The organism is Caulobacter henricii, from assembly GCF_001414055.1.
GTDB classification, from domain to species: domain Bacteria; phylum Pseudomonadota; class Alphaproteobacteria; order Caulobacterales; family Caulobacteraceae; genus Caulobacter; species Caulobacter henricii.
This window is the reverse complement of record NZ_CP013002.1, coordinates 526,729-543,270: the sequence shown is the minus strand read 5'-3', so window position 1 is coordinate 543,270 and position 16,542 is coordinate 526,729. Positions and strand designations below refer to the sequence as shown.

Below are 16,542 nucleotides of genomic sequence, written 5' to 3'. Positions count from 1 at the left end.
TTTCCACTCCCAAGTTTCTCTTTTTGAAGGGCTCTGAAAATGGCCGCTAAAGACGTTTATTTCTCCTCGGACGCGCGCGACAAGATGCTGCGCGGCGTCAACATCCTCGCCAATGCGGTGAAGGTGACCCTCGGCCCCAAGGGTCGTAACGTCGTGATCGAAAAGTCCTTCGGCGCTCCGCGCTCGACCAAGGACGGCGTCTCGGTCGCCAAGGAAATCGAACTGGCTGACCGCTTCGAGAACCTCGGCGCGCAGATGATCCGCGAAGTCGCTTCGAAGACCAACGACAAGGCCGGCGACGGCACCACCACCGCCACCGTTCTGGCCCAGGCCATCGTCCAGGAAGGCCTCAAGTCGGTTGCTGCCGGCATGAACCCGATGGACCTGAAGCGCGGCATCGACAAGGCCGTCACCATCGTCGTCGACGAAATCAAGAAGTCGTCGAAGAAGGTCACGACCAACGCTGAAATCGCTCAGGTCGGCACCATCTCGGCCAATGGCGACAAGGAAGTTGGCGACATGATCGCCAAGGCCATGGACAAGGTCGGCAACGAAGGCGTCATCACCGTCGAAGAAGCCAAGACCGCCGAGACCGAACTCGACGTCGTCGAAGGCATGCAGTTCGACCGCGGCTACCTGTCGCCCTACTTCATCACCAACCCCGACAAGATGGAAGTTCAGCTCGAAGAGCCGCTCATCCTGCTGTTCGAAAAGAAGCTCTCCTCGCTGCAGCCGCTGCTGCCGGTGCTGGAAGCCGTCGTCCAGTCGGGCCGTCCCCTGCTGATCATCGCCGAAGACGTCGAGGGCGAAGCCCTGGCGACCCTGGTCGTCAACAAGCTGCGCGGTGGCCTGCGCGTCGCCGCCGTCAAGGCTCCGGGCTTCGGCGATCGCCGCAAGGCCATGCTGGAAGACCTGGCCATCCTGACCGGCGCTCAAGTCGTGTCGGAAGACCTGGGCATCAAGCTCGAGAACGTGTCGCTCGACATGCTCGGCAAGGCCAAGAAGGTCTCGATCACCAAGGACGACACCACCATCGTCGACGGTATCGGTGAGAAGGACGCGATCGAAGCCCGTATCGCCCAGATCAAGCGCCAGATCGAAGACACCACCTCGGACTACGACAAGGAAAAGCTGCAAGAGCGTCTGGCCAAGCTGGCCGGCGGCGTTGCGGTCATCCGCGTCGGCGGTTCGACCGAAGTCGAAGTGAAGGAAAAGAAGGACCGCGTCGACGACGCCCTCAACGCGACCCGCGCGGCCGCCGATGAAGGCATCGTCCCGGGCGGCGGCACGGCTCTGCTGAAGGCCTCCAAGGCCCTCGACGGCCTGACCGGCGACAACGCCGACCAGACCGCCGGCATCGCCATCGTCCGTCGCGCCCTGCAGGCTCCGATCCGCCAGATCGCCGAAAACGCCGGCGTCGAAGGCTCGATCGTGGTCGGCAAGGTCCTGGAAAGCACCAGCGCCTCGTTCGGCTTCAACGCCCAGACCGAGCAGTATGTCGACCTGGTCGTCGACGGCGTCATCGACCCGGCCAAGGTTGTCCGCACGGCTCTGCAAGACGCCGCTTCGGTCGCCGGCCTGCTGATCACCACCGAAGCCGCCATCGTCGAAGCCCCCAAGAAGGCCTCGGCAGCCGGTGGCCCTCCCGGCGGCGGCATGGGCGGCATGGGCGACATGGACTTCTAAGGCGTCCGGTCAGCCTTCGCTGAACCAACAAGAGAAGGGCGGAACCGCAAGGTTCCGCCCTTTTTCTTTGGTCGCGACGCACCACGCTCACAGACCTCCGGCGCGCGGAAAGGTCGCGGATCAAAGCCGCGCAAACGGCGTTAACCTCCGGGCAAGATCTCAAGGCATGGAGGCGCCAATGGCGTTCGTGCGTTTACAGTCTTCACAACACCGTCGCCGGCTGCCCCGCCCGAAGGTCGTCGTTCTGGGCCTGTCGATCTGGCTGGCCCTGGGCCTGATCAGCCAGGCAGGGTTCCGGCTGATCGGCTAGCCCCCTTTCGGACACCGCCGCGCGAGGCTACACCCGGCGGATGTTCCGCCAGCGCCCCGATGCCGATCTGATCGTTCAAGGCTGGGTCATCGGCGTGATGGTCGAGGTCGCGGGCAAGCCCTATCCGGTCCGGCACTATTTCGGGGTCGGCAAGGCCGATCGCGCCCAGGCCGAATGGGCGGCCGTGGACCTGGCCCTGAATGCCGGGGCCGTGGCGTCCAGTCCGTTCCGGGGCACCGAACCCGTCGAGGCCCTGCGCGAGATCGTCGCCTTTCGCATGGTCGAACTGGGCCTCAAGCCCGGGGAAACCCGCGCCCTGGGCGACAGGTTCCCGCGTCGCTGGCTGCCGGTCCAGACCGAGTTCTGATCCCTGAACGGCAGGGCTTGGCGGGCCGGGCGGTTTTCGTCATGCTGCTTCCAAACAAGCGTTTGAGCGCAGAGTGGGGAAACCATGTCCAAGTCCATGTTGGCCGCGATCGGCCTGACCGCCGGCCTGCTTCTGGTGAGCAGCGCCTGCGCCCAGACCCAGGCCGCGCCAACCGCCAATGACTATGGCAAGAGCGAAAACTGGCTGTGCCTGCCCGGCCGGGACGATGCCTGCGCCACCGACCAGAGCACCACCATCGTGGCCGCCGACGGCAAGGCCGCACAGGAGACCTTCGCCGCCGCCACCCAGGCCCCGGTCGACTGCTTCTATGTCTATCCGACCGTCTCGACCGACCCGGGCGGCAATAGCGACATGACGATCGACGCTGCCGAACGCTCGGTGGTCGGGCAGCAGCTCACCCGGTTCGGCACCCAGTGCCGGATCTTTGCGCCGATGTATCGCCAGGTCACCCTGGCGGCCCTGCGCAAAGTGATGATGGGCGGCCAGGCCGGCGATGCGGCCCTGGCCTATGGCGACGTGCGCGACGCCTGGAACCACTATCTGGCGCACGAGAACAAGGGCCGGGGCGTGGTCCTGATCGGCCACAGCCAGGGGTCGCGGATGCTGCTGCAACTGCTGAAGGAGGAGATCGACGGCAAGCCGGTCCAGAAACAGGTCGTCTCGGCCCTGACCCTGGGCATGAACACCCCGGTCGATGCGACGGGCCGCTACGGGACCCTCCCCCTTTGCACCTCCGCCAGCCAGACCGGCTGTATCGTCACCTATGTCTCGTTCCGCGCCTCAAGCCCGCCGCCGGCCAGCAGCCGCTTTGGCCGGACCGACCCGCAGGGTCTGCGCGCCGGCTGCGTGAATCCCGCTGCCCTTCTGGCCGGCAAGGCCTCGACCGAGGCGACACCGCTCAGCGCCTATTTCAGCGCCAAGGGGATGGGGTCTACGGCCGCCACGCCCAAGCCCTGGGCCAAGGGCCTGGCGGTGACCACGTCGTTCGTAGCGACACCGGGCCTGGTGTCAGGCCGCTGCGTCAGCGAGGGCGAGTTCAGCTATCTGTCGGTGGCGGTGAACGCTGATCCGGCTGATCCGCGCGTCGATGACATCACCGGCGACATCCTGGTCTTCGGACAGCCGCTCAAGGACTGGGGGCTGCACCTGATCGACGTCAATCTGGCCATGGGCGACCTGGTGGCCCTGGTCGGCGAACAGTCCAGGGCCTATGCGGCAAAATAGGCAGTCGACCGGGGGTGCCCGCGGGCGGCCCCCGGTCCATATGGTCTATCGGGCTGGACCCTTAAACAGAACGCCGCCCAGCAGCAGCACCAGGACAAATCCGATCAGGAACAGGAAGAACAGGATCTTGGCGACGCCGGCGGCGGCCCCCGCGATCCCGGTAAAACCCAGGGCCCCGGCAATCAGGGCGACAATGGCGAGTATGATGGCCCATTTCAGCATGGCGCGTTTCCTTCAGCAGGAAGCCGGTGGAGCTTCTGACGAAACAACCCGCCAGAGCGCACGGCGTTCCTTGTTTTCGCGGTCCGGCCCCGGTAACCGATAGTCATGGCGTCCAAGCCCGAAAGCCCGACCGAACCCTTCAAGCGCGCCCTGGCGCACGCCGCGCGCTCGCTTGCCGAAACGCCCGATCTCGAAGTGGTGTTCTCGGGAGACGGGCCGATGCTGATGGGCAAGCGGGCAGTCCTGCCCCATCCCCCGCGCGACCTGAACAGCAAGGAGGCCGCGCGCATCCGGGGCCTGGCCGACCAGATGGCCCTGAGGCTGGCCCACCATGACGCCCTCGCCCATGCCCGGGCCCGTCCGTCCTCGCCGGACGGTCAGGCGGCCTTTGAATCGATCGAGCAGGCCCGCCTTGAGGCCATTGGCGCCAATGCCCTCGGCGGCGTGCGCGGCAATCTGACTGCGGCCCTGGAAGCCCGGCTCGAAAAGCAGGGCCTGACCCGCAATGTGGCCATGGACCGCCAATCGGCACCGATGGCCGAGATCCTGGGCCTGATGGTCCGCGAGCGCCTGACCGGCGACGCGCCGCCCGAAGGGGCCAGGGCCCTGGTCGACATCCTGCGCGCCGACATCGAGATGAAGGCCGGAAAGGACCTCGATCGCCTGGCCGCCGCCATCGATGACCAGGCCGCCTTCGCCCGCGTGACCCGCGAGATCCTGCGCGACCTCGACCTCGGCGAGGAAATGTCGGACGCCACCGAAAGCTCTGACGAGGACGACGGCGAGCAGGACCAGCAGGACCAGACGACCGACGAGGATCAGGGCGAAGGCGAGGGCGAGCAGTCAGAGGGCTCTTCGCCTGAGGAAACCGACACCTCCGACCGCGAGTCCGAGGCCGGAGACGAAGACCTCGTTCAATCCGAACAGGACGGCGAGCCCGAGGAGAGCGACGAGAGCCCGGAGATGGGCGACGGCGCCAAGCCCGCACGGCCCGACAGCGGCCCCGCCCAGCCCGGCGAGCCGGCCTACAAGATCTTCACCAACAGCCACGACGAAATCGTCCCGGCCGAAGAGCTCTGCGACGCCGAGGAGCTGACCCGTCTGCGGGCCTATCTCGACCAGCAGCTCAGCGCCCTCTCCAGCGTCGTGTCACGCCTGGCCAACAAGCTGCAGCGTCGGCTTCTGGCCCAGCAGAACCGCGCCTGGACCTTTGATCTTGAGGAAGGGATGCTCGATGTCGCCCGCCTGACCCGGGTGATCATCGATCCGACCGCCCCCCTCTCCTTCAAGCAGGAGGAAGACCAGGAGTTCCGCGATACGGTCGTCACCCTGCTGATCGACAATTCCGGCTCGATGCGCGGCCGGCCGATCATGGTCGCGGCCGTCTGCGCCGATATCCTGGCCCGCACGCTCGAGCGCTGCGGGGTCAAGACCGAGGTCTTGGGCTTCACCACCCGGGCCTGGAAGGGCGGCACCAGTCGCGACGAATGGATCAAGGCCGGCAAGCCCCCAGCCCCGGGCCGACTGAACGACCTGCGCCACATCATCTACAAGGCCGCCGACTCGCCCTGGCGGCGGGCGCGCAAGAACCTCGGCCTGATGATGCGCGAGGGCCTGCTGAAGGAAAACATCGACGGCGAGGCCCTTATGTGGGCCCACCAGCGGCTGATCGGCCGGCCCGAAGCCCGCCGAATTCTGATGGTGATCTCCGACGGCGCGCCGGTGGACGACAGCACCCTCAGCGTCAATTCGGGTCACTATCTGGAGCGCCACCTGCGCCAGGTCATCGCCGAGATCGAGGGAAAGAGCCCGGTTGAGCTGATCGCCATCGGCATCGGCCATGACGTCACGCGCTACTACCGGCGGGCTGTCACCATCGTCGATGTTGAACAGCTGGGCGGGGTGCTGGTGGAGCAGTTGGCGGCCCTGTTCGATGAAGAGCCCCGGGCCGTCAAGAGGGCCCGCGGCCTTCTGGCCCCGCTGCAGACGGTGCAGCCCTCAGCGCCAAAGGCGGCGCGCAAGGTTCCTGCGTGAACGGGCTGCGTCTCGGCCTGGTGCTGGCGCTGACCGCCGGCATGCTGACCCATTGCGGCCGCAAGCCGCCACCGCCCCTGCCGGTCGCACCGGTCAAGGCGGGGCCCGAAATCGCGCTGCAGACCCGTCCTGTGCCCCTGGATGCCTCCGACCCGACCCGGACGACGCTGGAGGGTTTTGTCTTCGCCGGCGGCCTCGAGATCACTAGTGCCGAGACCTCGCGGCTGCATGGCCTATCGGACCTGGCCATAGCGGCCGATGGCGGCCTGGTCGCGGTGACCGATGACGGCGACCTGTTCCAGGCCCGCCTGGTGCTTGATGCCGGCGGGCGGCTGGTCGGCCTGACCGACGGCAAGCTGGAGGGGCTGAAGGGCCCTGACGGCCAGGCCCTGCAAGGCAAGGATCGCGGCGATGCGGAGGGTCTGGCCATGCTGGCCAATGGCGATCGCCTGGTCAGTTTCGAACGCGATCACCGCGTCTGGCTCTATCCCGCCGCCGGCGGACCGCCGCGCCCGGCCCCCAAGCCCGCGACCGTCTTCCCCTATAATGAAGGCATGGAGGCCCTGGCCGCCTATCCGGCCGCAGGTCCCGACGCCTATCTGGTCGGTGGCGAGGAGGGCGAGACCTGGCTTTGCAGGGTGTCGGCCGCCTGCCAGGCCCTGGCCCCGCAGCAGGGACCCGATTTCACCTGGGGCCTGACGGCCATGACCGCCTTCAACGGTCCGGCCATCGTCACCTTCCATCGCGGTTTCGACCCCATCCGGGGCTGGCGCGGCATTCTGCGGTTCGTGGCCGATCCGCTGACGCCGGCGGCGAAACAGATCCAGATCGCCAGCCTGCATCTGGACGGCACCACGACTCGCGACAATTACGAGGGGGTGGCGCTGGGCACCTCACCATCTGGGGCCACGCGGATCTACCTGATTTCAGACGACGGCGGCCTGCCAAACCAGCGCACCCTGCTGTTGGCCTTTGACTGGACACCGCCTCCGGCCCCGCCACCCCTGCCCAAGAAGACGCCCAAAAGGCCGGTCCGCAAGCGCTAGGACACCCGCCTCCGCGCAGGGATTGAGCAACGTCAAAAAGTTTGGGTGCGGCGCAACATTATCGTTGATAACTCAATCCGACGGAACTATGTTTTCTATCGACGGCCAAGCAGGCAAGAACCGGAAGGACCGTCAGAGGAACGCGTCGGGAGGAGGTTGAACCCAACCCCCTTTCGTGGACTGACACAATGATCCGCTCGATCGCCCTGGCCGTTTCGGCCATCGCCCTCACCGTTGCTGCCCCCGTTTCGGCCGCTGAACTCCGCGTCAAGGTTTCCGGCAAGTCGGCCGAACAGGTCCGTGCCGACATCGTCAAGGCCGCCTCGACGGTCTGCTGGCAGGAAGTCCGTGGCGAAGCCATGGCCGGCTATCTCTATCCCGCCTGCATCCGCGCCTCGGTCTCCGACGCGGTCACCAAGATCAACAGCCCGGCCCTGACCGCCTACAACACGGCCAACCCGGCCGCCGGCGCTGTGGTTTCGCGCTAAGCCAAACCTGCCTACTCAGTCGCGTACCAAACCCGCTGCGGCCCTGCCGCAGCGGGTTTTGCCTGTCCTGGGCCCAGTGGAGCATCTCCATATTTTACCCGGACAATATTGACTCGTATTTCATCCGGGTAAATATGGCGGCTTTCCGGAGCGCGTCATGTCCCTGCCCTACAATAGCCCCGCCGCCCTAAGGGCCCTGAACCACGTCTTCGCCGGGGCCGAGCCCGACGCGATCACACCGCTGACGGGGGGCCTGTCCGGGGCCGGTGTCTTTCGGGCAGAGCATCGCGGCAGATCCTGCCTGCTGCGGATCCAGCCTACCCGGGATGCCATACGCGACCCCGCCCGCACCCATGCCTGCATGCGGATCGCCGCCGGGGCCGGAGTAGCCCCCCGCGTCCTGTTCACAAGTGACGAAGACGGGGTGTCGGTTACCGACTTCATCCTGCCCGGGCCATCCGCAGGGCCGCCGAACGAAACGGCCCCTGGCACGGTGGCTCAGCTGGCCGGTCTCTTGTCCTCCTTGCATGCCGCGCCCGCCTTCCCGCCCCTGATCGGCTATCTGGATGCGCTGGAAGGCCTTGCGGACCAGGTCCTCTCGTCCTCCCTGCCGACCCAAGCGGTCGACGCTGCGATCCGCCAGACCCTGGGTGATCTGTCGCGAGCCTATCGCCCCCTTCCGACCGACGCGGTCTCCAGCCACAACGACGTCAATCCCCGCAACATCGTCCATGACGGTGTGCGACCCTGGCTGGTGGACTGGGAGGCAGCCTTCCTGGCCGATCGCTATGTCGACCTTTCGGCGGTGGCCAATGTCTTCGCGCCAAGCCCCGAGACTGAGACGGCGTTCCTGACGGCCTATTTCGGACGCAAGCCGACCGGAGCCGAGACGGCCCGCCTGTTTCTGGCCCGCCAGATCAGCCACCTGTTCCATGCCCTGGCCTTCCTGGCCGGCGCTGCTGCCGAGCGGGCCGGCCGGACACTCGATGCGTCCATCCGCAATGACAGGACCCTGGAACAGATGCACGCGGACCTGGGCAAGGGCGCTCCGCTTCTGGATCTCTGGGAAGGACGGGTGGCCTATGGCCTGGCCCACCTCCGGCAGGCTCAGGACGCCGTCAGAGGCCCGGACTTTGCGATCGCCGCACGTCGGGCCCTGGAAGGTTGAGCCCAGCCCCAGACACGAAAAAGCCCGCGAAGCACAAGCTTCGCGGGCTTTTTACAATGTCGATCAGGATGGTCGCTTAGGCGGCGACGGCCGTGGCAGCAGCCTTGGCCTTGGCCTTGACCTGAGCCTTGATCTTCAGGGCGCGCGGCGACAGCTGCTCGTCCTTGGCGCCCAGCAGGAACACGTCCAGGCCGCCCTTGAAGTCCAGGGTGCGCAGGGCAGCATTGCTGATGCGCAGCTTGAAGGTCTGACCCAGCGAGTCGGACGCCAGGGTGGCGGGCGACAGGGCCGGCAGGAAGCGGCGCTTGGTCTTGATGTTCGAGTGGCTCACATTGTGGCCGACCATCGGACCGATACCGGTGAGTTCGCAGCGGCGCGACATGGGACTACCTTGGCTGGGCGAAGCCAGAGGCTTCGGATACATGAATTTCGGGGCGCGGTGGGCGAGCCGCCACGCGAGAGCGGGCGATATAGGCGAAGGCCGCCAGTCGAGTCAAGGTGGCAAGCCCGGTTCCGCCCCATCGCCTGATGAAGGCCGCCCGTATTCGGCCTTCAAGACAGGTTCATCTGCGTCCTTATATAGAGAGCCCCATGATGGAGCACCCGTTCATGCGTCTGATCGCCCTCGCCCTGACCACTGCGGGCCTCGCCCTGGCCGCCGGCACCAGCCACGCCACCCAGCCGGCGCCGGCCACGATTCTGCCCGGGCACTGGGAGTACAGCTACAAGATCGGCCCCATCCCGGCCGGCGATGAGTCGCGCTGTCTGAAGCAGGCCGACGTCGAGCAGTTCGCCAAGGGCATCTGCACCCGCAAATACACCTGCGACTACACCACCCGGGTGGTGAAGGACGGCAAGATCCAGCTCAAGGGAGCCTGGACCGACAAGAAGGGTCGCGTGGCCCCGGTCACCGCCAAGGGCGGCTACACGGCCGAGAGCTTCAAGCTCGACGTGAAGATGAAGACCATTAACGGCATCCCGCTGGCCGGGGTGATGGATGCCCGTCGCGTCGCAGCCACCTGTCCGGCGGGTATCAAGTAGCCCTCCGGCAGAGACCGCTTGTGGTTAATCCGAATTAAGATACAATAGCTTGTAGGGAACAAAGACTGAATCGGCCGACGTCGCTGATTCGGTCATGATTCGTTTCGCGCCTGTTCGCCCATTTGGCCGGCAGCGTTAACCTGGCCCGCCCCCGATCGATTCTACCGGCCAATCTGGCCGCCGCGGGGCGGGGCGACCGAGAACTCCAGATCAAACAGGGTGGGGGCAGAGCTGGTCCGCGCCCGCTCGATGGTCAGCAGTTGCGCCTTGGTCGTCGCACCGCCCTCGGCGCTGAACCCTCCCATGCGCCCGGCGGCCGCCAACACCCGATGGCAGGGCACGACCAGCGGCCAGGGGTTTTCGCCGAGCGCCCGGCCCACGGCCCGGGCGGCACCCGGTTCGCTCATGGCGCGGGCGATCTCGCCATAGGTCGAGGTCTCGCCGGGCGCTATGGCCCGGGCGATTTCATAGACGCGCCAGTTGAAGTCCGAAACGCCACCGCGATCGAGGGCAATATCGGTCAGGTCATCGCGTCCACCGGCCAGCAGGTCCCGCACCCGTCCGGTGATCCGGTCGATGGCGGCGGGCACCGGCGTTTCCACCGCCTCCGGGAAGCGCTTGCGCAGGCGGGCCCAGGCTGCGCCCGGCGTCGCCTCGGGCAACTGCACGCCAATCAGCCCGGAATCGCTCCAGGCGATGCCACAGCGGCCGATTACGGTGTCAAAAAGTGCGAAAGCCTGCCCCTTCATGCGCCCGACCATAGCAGGCCTGTTGCGGGTTTCGAGCGGTGCCGTAACCTGACCGCCTCATCGTCCGGGAGTTCCCGCCTTGCGCCTGACCACCCTCGCCGTCCTGCTGGCCGCCAGCAGCCTCTCGACCGCCACGGCCGGGGACCTGCTGATCCACGGCGGTCCGATCCATACCGGTGTCGAGACCGCGCCACAGGCCGAGGCGGTCCTGATCCGCGACAGCCGGATCCTGTTCGTCGGCAGCCTGGCCTCCGCCCGCGCCAGGGCGGCCAAGGACGTCCGGGATTTCGACCTCAAGGGGGCCGCCGCCTTTCCGGGCTTTGTCGACGCCCATGCCCACCTGATCGGCATCGGCCTGCGGGAGCTGACCCTCAATCTCGACCAGACGGGATCCGTCGAGGACCTGGTCAAGGCAGTCGGGGCCTATGCCGCCGCCCATCCGGAGGGGCCGATCTATGGCCGGGGCTGGATCGAGACCCACTGGCCCGAAAAGCGCTTTCCCAACCGGGCGGATCTCGACCGGGCCGCGCCGGGCCGGGTGATCGTGCTGGAACGCTCCGACGGCCACGCCTCGGTGGCCAGTTCTGCCGCCCTGGAAAAGGCCGGCATTGGCAAGGACACGACCGCCCCCGCCGGCGGCCAGATCCTCAAGGGCACCGACGGCCTGCCCAGCGGCATGCTGATCGACCATGCCCAGTCGCTGGTCGCCGGGGTCATTCCGCCGCCGTCCGAGGCCCTCAAGCGCGAGGCCCTGGAAAAGGCCGGGACCCTCTATGCCGCCCGCGGATGGACCGGGCTTGGCAATATGAGCGTCGAGGCCCCGGACCTGGCCCTGATGACCGCCCTGGCCGCCGAGAAACGGTTCCACCTGCGGGTCGACAACTATATGGACCCCAGTGGGGCTGCAGAGGTGCTGGCCAGGGGGCCGTTCGAGGACGCCACCGGCCTGATCCGTACCCGGGGCATCAAGCTCTATATGGACGGTGCCCTGGGCTCACGCGGCGCGGCCCTGCTCGAGCCCTATAGCGACGCCGAGGGTCTGGGCCTGCAACTGACCGAGCGCGACAAGGGCCTGGCCCTGATGAAGCAGGCACGCAAGGTCAAGGCCCAGGTGGCCATGCATGCCATCGGCGATCGCGGCAACCGGCTGGTTCTGGACTGGTTCGGCGAAACCCTGGGCGGCGACACTACCGCCCGCTGGCGGATCGAACATGCCCAGATCGTCGCCGATCCCGACCTGCCGCGCTTTTCGAAGATGGGGGTCATTGCCTCGATGCAACCCAGCCACGCCATCGGCGACCTGTTCTTCGCCCCCGCCCGACTGGGCAAGGCGCGTCTGCATGAGGGCTATCGCTGGAACGACATGCTGCAGAGCGGGGCCGTCGTGGCGGCCGGGTCCGACGCGCCGGTCGAGGTCGGCGATCCCCGCATCGAATTCTATGCCGCCGTGCACCGCCACAGCCTGACCGGCTTCGCCAATGCCGACTGGCACCTGGAGGAGGCCGTCAGCCGCGCCCAGGCCCTGAAAATGCTGACCTGGGCCCCGGCCTATGCCGCCTTCGCCGAGAAGGATCGCGGCACGCTGGAAGCCGGCAAGAAGGCCGATGTCAGCGTGTTCTCCAAGGACCTGATGACCGTCGCGCCCGCCGAGATCCTCACCTCGGACCCCATGCTGACCGTTGTCGACGGCGTGGTGGTGTTCGAGCGGGGCCGGTAGATCCGGCTCCGTCAGCTGGTGGCGGCAGCCTTGGCGGCGGACTCGTCCAGACCGTCAAGCTCGCCCGACTCTCGGGCCTTCTTGCCATAGAAGGCCTCGAACAGCGGGCTGGCCATGACCGTCGTGACGATGGCCATCAGCACCATCATCGAGAACAGGGTCGGGCCGATAATGCCCTTCTGCAGGCCGATATTGATGATGATCAGCTCCATCAGCCCGCGCGAGTTCATCAGGGCGCCGATGCCCAGGGCGGTGCGGTTGTCTTCGCCGGCCAGGCGCGCGGCGGCGTAGCAGGCCACGCCCTTGGCGAGGATGGAGGCCACGAGAATGCCCAGGGCGATCAGCAGCAGCTGCAGCGAATTGACCATGTCCATCCGGGTGTTGAGGCCCGAATAGGTGAAGAACATCGGCAGCAGCAGGACCACCGCCAGCGGCTCGACCTTCTTCTTCAGCTCCTCGACGAACAGGCCGCGCGGCATCACCGCGCCCAGCATGAAGCCGCCGAAGATCGCGTGAATGCCTGCGGCGTCCATCAGGAAGGCCGAGAAGCAGAACAGCATCAGGGTGACGGCCAGGACGAAGGGACTCATCTGCCCTTCGCGCTCGACCATGCGTCCAAGCGGCGCCAGCAGGCGTCGGCCGAACAGGCCCAGGAACAGGACGTAGGCCAGGCCGCCGCCGATCGCCAGAACCGCCACGCCGGGGCCGCCGCCGAAGGTCGCCAGCACTACCGCCAGCACGCACCACGACACGGCGTCGTCAAAGGCCCCGGCCGTCAGCGACAGGGTCCCGAGCGAGGTCTTGGCAAGGCCACGCTCATTGATGATGCGGGCCAGCATCGGGAAGGCGGTCAGGGCGATGCAGGCCCCCATGAACAGGGTGGCGTTGGCCTGCGAGATGCCGGCGGCGAACAGGCCCGGAACCTTCAGCAGGAACGGCGTGATCGCCACGGCGATCAGGAACGGCGCGATGATGCCCGCCAGGGAAACACTGACCGCACTCCTGGCCTTGGCCCTGAAGTGATCAGCGGAAAACGTGGTGCCGACCAGGAACATGTAAAGGCCGACGCCCAGCTGGGCACCGACATAGAGCACATTGCGGGTCTCCTTGGGGAACAGCGTGCCCTGGAAGGCCGGGAACAACAGGCCCAGCAGGGACGGACCCAGCACCACGCCGGCGATCATCTCGCCCACCACCTGGGGCTGGCCCAGCAGCTTCTTTCCCAGCCAGCCAAAGACGCGGCAGGCCAGAAGGATTACGGCCAGCTGCAGGAAGAAGTGCACGCTGAAATCGGTCGGCGTGTAGCTGTGGGCAGAAGCCGGCAGGGCCGGTCCATTGGCCGACAGGGCCTTTCGGGCAACCTCAAGGGTGCTGGCGATGATATCCGTCACGAGAGTTTCCCTGCCCATCGCCCGCCGAAACTCAATCCCCAGCGCGGTCGACGCGCTTTGAGACCGTAGATGCCCAGCGCTGTCAATTCCCGCTCAGCCTCCACGCGACGCGCTGTCGCCGGGCCGGCGCACAGCAGTGCTTGCCTCCCTCTGATTCCGGCCCCATGTCTTGAATCATGAGCGACCGTTCGACCGGCCTGGCGCCGTCCAAGCTGACGGCGGTCCTGGGCCCGACCAATACCGGCAAGACTCACCTGGCCGTCGAGCGGATGCTGGGCCATGCCTCGGGCATGATCGGCCTGCCGCTGCGCCTGCTGGCCCGCGAGATCTATGACCGGGTCGTCAAGCTGCGCGGCAAGGCCAGCGTGGCCCTGATCACCGGTGAGGAAAAGATCGTCCCGCTCCGGGCCGCCTATTTCGTCTGCACGGTCGAGGCCATGCCCCTGGCCCGTGAGGTCGAGTTTCTGGCCATAGACGAGATCCAGCTGTGCGCGGATCCCGAGCGCGGCCACATCTTCACCCACCGCCTTCTGCACGCCCGGGGCAAGTTCGAGACCATGCTGCTGGGGGCAGGGACCATGGCCCCGCTGGTGCGCCGCCTGTTGCCGGACGCCGAGATCGTCTCGCGCGAGCGGTTCTCCAACCTGTCCTATGCCGGGTCGAAGAAGCTGACCCGCCTGCCCCGGCGCAGTGCCGTCGTGGCCTTCTCCACCGACGCGGTCTACGGCATTGCCGAACTTATCCGCCGGCAGCGCGGCGGCGCGGCCGTGGTCATGGGCTCGCTCAGCCCCCGCACCCGCAACGCCCAGGTTGCCCTCTATCAGAGCGGCGAAGTCGACTTTCTCGTGGCGACCGACGCCATCGGCATGGGCCTGAACATGGATGTCGACCATGTGGCCTTCGCCGGCCTGCGCAAGTTCGACGGGGTGCGGACCCGCTGGCTGCATGCGCAGGAGGTGGGCCAGATCGCAGGCCGGGCCGGACGCTATACCCGCGACGGCACCTTCGGCGTCACCAGCGACTGCGAGGAGATGGACGAGGATCTGGTCGAGAGCGTGGTCAATCACCAGTTCGAACCGATCATCGCCGCCGAATGGCGCAATGCGCGGCTGGACTTCGGCTCCTTGCCGCTGCTGCTGAAGTCCCTGGGCCAGGGTCCGGGGCGGGCCGGCCTGACCCTGTCGAACGAGGCCCTGGACGAGCGCACCCTGCGCAAGCTGTCACAGCAGGACGAGGTTATCGCCCGCTGCAAGGCCGACCGTTCCGCCCTTCTGCGCCTGTGGGACGTGTGCCAGACGCCGGACTTCCGCAAGACGACCGACGATGACCACCAGCGCATGGTCAGGACCCTGTTCGACGACCTGACCACGGGCCGCAAGCGCCTGCCGGAAGACTGGATCAATGCCCAGTTCAAGGCGCTGGACCGCACCGATGGCGAGATCGACAGCCTGGCCGGCCGCCTCTCGGGCGTGCGGACCCTGTCCTACATCGCCAACCGGCCGGACTGGCTGGCCAATCCCGCCCACTGGCAGGGGGTGACCCGTCAGCTGGAGGACCGGATCAGCGACACCCTGCACGAAAAGCTGATGGCCCGCTTCATCGACCGGCGGACCAGCGTGCTGATGCGCCAGCTGGGCGAGCGCGAGGTGATGCTGGCCGGGGTGAGCCCCGACGGCGCGGTCACCGTCGAAGGCCATGTCGTCGGACATCTCGCCGGCGTCACCTTCACGCCGGAGAAGGGGGCCAGTGCGCTGGAGGAAAAGGCCCTGCGCAATGCGGCCGTGCGGGCGGTCGGTCCCGAGATCGCCCGCCGGCTGGGGGCCCTGACCGGCGAGGCGGACGATGCCTTCGCCCTCAATCCGGACGGCGCAATCCTCTGGCGGGGCGAGATCGCCGGCGTGGTGCGGCCCGGCCTGCCGCTGCTGTCGCCCCGGGCGCGCCTGCTGGGCGAGCTGGGTCCGGCCGCCGTGCGCGAAAGGGCCGAACGGCGGCTGGACGCCTTCCTGGCGGCCGAAGTCGACCTCAAGCTGGCCGGCCTGCGCAAGCTGGAGCGCGCCCTGGCCGGCAGCGACCTGAAAGGCCTGCCGCGCGGCCTGGCCCACCGTCTGCTGGAAGCCGGCGGGGTGCTCGACAAGCGCCCCCTCGACCCGGAGCTGAAGGCCCTAAGCCAGGCCGAACGGCGGGCCCTGAAGGCCCTGGGGGTCCGGATCGGAGCCTTCAGCCTGTTCCTGCCGGCCGTGATCCGGCCCGAGGCCATGGCCTGTGCCCGGGCCCTGACGCCCGGCGGCTGGCGCGGCGACCTGGGCAGGCTGGCCCCCTTGCCGAAACCCGAGCCTTCCGCACGCGACCTTGCCGCCAGCGGCCTGCGCCAGGTCAGCGGCTTCAGCGTTCCGGTCGAGATGCTGGAGCGGCTGGACGACCTGCTGCGCGCCGAACAGAAGCCCGGTGGCGTGGTGCTCAGTGAGGCGGCCCTGGACACTCTGGACTGGACGACGGCCCAGGGCACGGCCGTGCTGCGGGCCCTCGACTATACGCCGGCCCTCAGGCCCAAGTCAGACGCGCCCATCGTCTGGAAGCGGCGCGGGCCCCAGAGACTGGACCCCAAGCCGGTCGCCCCGCGCCCCGACTCGCCATTTGCCGCCCTGGCCCGGCTGACCGAACCCCCGCCCCGCCGCAAGAAGCCCCGTCGCCGGAAGGCGGCACCCCGGACCCTCGCCTCGTGAGCGAAGCGGCCGACGAGCCCTGCCGCGCCGATCTCTGGCTGTGGCATGCGCGGTTCTTCAAGACCCGCTCCCTGGCGGCGCGCTTTATCGAAGACGGGCGCATTCGCCTGACGCGCGGCGGGGTGGAGAGTCGGGTGGACAAGCCGGCGCGAACCCTGAAGCCTGGCGATCTGCTGGTCTTCGCGATCGGCGGCCGGCTCGTCTCGGTGCGGATCCTGGCCTCGGGCGAGCGGCGGGGCCCCGCGTCGGAGGCGCGGTCGCTCTATGAGGTCATCGACGGCTCGGCAGATTGAGGGAAGCGCCGGATGGATCAGGGACCACCGTGACGTCCGCTGCCGCGGCCAGATGGATCACG

Annotated in this window: 16 protein-coding genes; 12 read left to right on the top strand and 4 right to left on the bottom strand. The window is 67.6% G+C overall.

Annotated features, from left to right (window positions below):
* Positions 1-39: 39 nt before the first annotated feature.
* From groL to AQ619_RS02600, 4 genes are all read left to right on the top strand, one after another.
* Complete coding sequence (groL, locus tag AQ619_RS02610; RefSeq protein ID WP_062143845.1) at positions 40-1,686, top strand: chaperonin GroEL; 1,647 nt, start codon at positions 40-42, stop codon at positions 1,684-1,686.
* Positions 1,687-1,864: 178 nt separating this feature from the next.
* The gene (locus AQ619_RS18975) at positions 1,865-1,996 is read left to right on the top strand and encodes a hypothetical protein (protein WP_166504124.1); all 132 of its coding nucleotides are present in this window, start codon (positions 1,865-1,867) and stop codon (positions 1,994-1,996) included.
* A gap of 40 nt (positions 1,997-2,036) precedes the next feature.
* The gene (locus AQ619_RS02605; protein WP_062143843.1) at positions 2,037-2,363 is read left to right on the top strand and encodes a hypothetical protein; all 327 of its coding nucleotides are present in this window, start codon (positions 2,037-2,039) and stop codon (positions 2,361-2,363) included.
* Between the two features lie 84 nt (positions 2,364-2,447).
* Positions 2,448-3,608 carry a DUF3089 domain-containing protein gene (locus AQ619_RS02600; RefSeq protein WP_062143841.1) on the top strand — a complete coding sequence of 387 codons (1,161 nt, stop codon included), beginning with the start codon at positions 2,448-2,450 and terminating at the stop codon, positions 3,606-3,608.
* 45 nt (positions 3,609-3,653) lie between these two features.
* Here AQ619_RS02600 and AQ619_RS18610 read toward each other — a convergent pair whose 3' ends face one another.
* Positions 3,654-3,830, bottom strand: coding sequence for a DUF1328 domain-containing protein (locus tag AQ619_RS18610; RefSeq protein WP_084745714.1), 177 nt, complete (start codon positions 3,828-3,830; stop codon positions 3,654-3,656).
* Positions 3,831-3,935: 105 nt separating this feature from the next.
* On the opposite strand from AQ619_RS18610, the gene cobT reads away from it, so the two are divergent.
* From cobT to AQ619_RS02580, 4 genes are all read left to right on the top strand, one after another.
* Positions 3,936-5,864 carry a cobaltochelatase subunit CobT gene (cobT, locus tag AQ619_RS02595; RefSeq protein WP_062143839.1) on the top strand — a complete coding sequence of 643 codons (1,929 nt, stop codon included), beginning with the start codon at positions 3,936-3,938 and terminating at the stop codon, positions 5,862-5,864.
* The gene (locus tag AQ619_RS02590; RefSeq protein WP_062143837.1) at positions 5,861-6,910 is read left to right on the top strand and encodes an esterase-like activity of phytase family protein; all 1,050 of its coding nucleotides are present in this window, start codon (positions 5,861-5,863) and stop codon (positions 6,908-6,910) included. Before cobT ends, AQ619_RS02590 begins: the two co-directional genes overlap by 4 nt.
* Positions 6,911-7,098: 188 nt before the next feature.
* Positions 7,099-7,398 (top strand): hypothetical protein, encoded by a 300-nt coding sequence (locus AQ619_RS02585; protein WP_062143835.1) that lies wholly within the window; start codon positions 7,099-7,101, stop codon positions 7,396-7,398.
* Positions 7,399-7,555: 157 nt separating this feature from the next.
* Complete coding sequence (locus tag AQ619_RS02580; RefSeq protein WP_062143833.1) at positions 7,556-8,566, top strand: phosphotransferase; 1,011 nt, start codon at positions 7,556-7,558, stop codon at positions 8,564-8,566.
* 76 nt (positions 8,567-8,642) lie between these two features.
* Here the strand turns inward: AQ619_RS02580 and rpmB are convergent, their stop codons facing one another.
* Positions 8,643-8,948, bottom strand: coding sequence for a 50S ribosomal protein L28 (gene rpmB, locus AQ619_RS02575; RefSeq protein WP_062143830.1), 306 nt, complete (start codon positions 8,946-8,948; stop codon positions 8,643-8,645).
* A 209-nt stretch (positions 8,949-9,157) separates the two neighbouring features.
* Here rpmB and AQ619_RS02570 point away from each other — a divergent pair, with 209 nt between their 5' ends.
* Complete coding sequence (locus tag AQ619_RS02570; RefSeq protein ID WP_335338043.1) at positions 9,158-9,607, top strand: DUF3617 domain-containing protein; 450 nt, start codon at positions 9,158-9,160, stop codon at positions 9,605-9,607.
* Positions 9,608-9,768: 161 nt separating this feature from the next.
* Here the strand turns inward: AQ619_RS02570 and AQ619_RS02565 are convergent, their stop codons facing one another.
* Positions 9,769-10,356 (bottom strand): methylated-DNA--[protein]-cysteine S-methyltransferase, encoded by a 588-nt coding sequence (locus AQ619_RS02565; RefSeq protein WP_062151195.1) that lies wholly within the window; start codon positions 10,354-10,356, stop codon positions 9,769-9,771.
* A 79-nt stretch (positions 10,357-10,435) separates the two neighbouring features.
* On the opposite strand from AQ619_RS02565, the gene AQ619_RS02560 reads away from it, so the two are divergent.
* Positions 10,436-12,073 carry an amidohydrolase gene (locus tag AQ619_RS02560; RefSeq protein ID WP_062143827.1) on the top strand — a complete coding sequence of 546 codons (1,638 nt, stop codon included), beginning with the start codon at positions 10,436-10,438 and terminating at the stop codon, positions 12,071-12,073.
* A gap of 11 nt (positions 12,074-12,084) precedes the next feature.
* Here AQ619_RS02560 and AQ619_RS02555 read toward each other — a convergent pair whose 3' ends face one another.
* Positions 12,085-13,464 (bottom strand): cation:proton antiporter, encoded by a 1,380-nt coding sequence (locus AQ619_RS02555; protein ID WP_166504123.1) that lies wholly within the window; start codon positions 13,462-13,464, stop codon positions 12,085-12,087.
* A 176-nt stretch (positions 13,465-13,640) separates the two neighbouring features.
* On the opposite strand from AQ619_RS02555, the gene AQ619_RS02550 reads away from it, so the two are divergent.
* Both AQ619_RS02550 and AQ619_RS02545 read left to right on the top strand, forming a co-directional pair.
* Complete coding sequence (locus AQ619_RS02550) at positions 13,641-16,187, top strand: helicase-related protein (RefSeq protein ID WP_062143822.1); 2,547 nt, start codon at positions 13,641-13,643, stop codon at positions 16,185-16,187.
* Positions 16,184-16,480, top strand: a complete 297-nt coding sequence (locus AQ619_RS02545; protein WP_062143818.1) for an RNA-binding S4 domain-containing protein — start codon at positions 16,184-16,186, stop codon at positions 16,478-16,480. The genes AQ619_RS02550 and AQ619_RS02545 overlap by 4 nt, the downstream gene beginning before the upstream one ends.
* Positions 16,481-16,542: the final 62 nt, after the last annotated feature.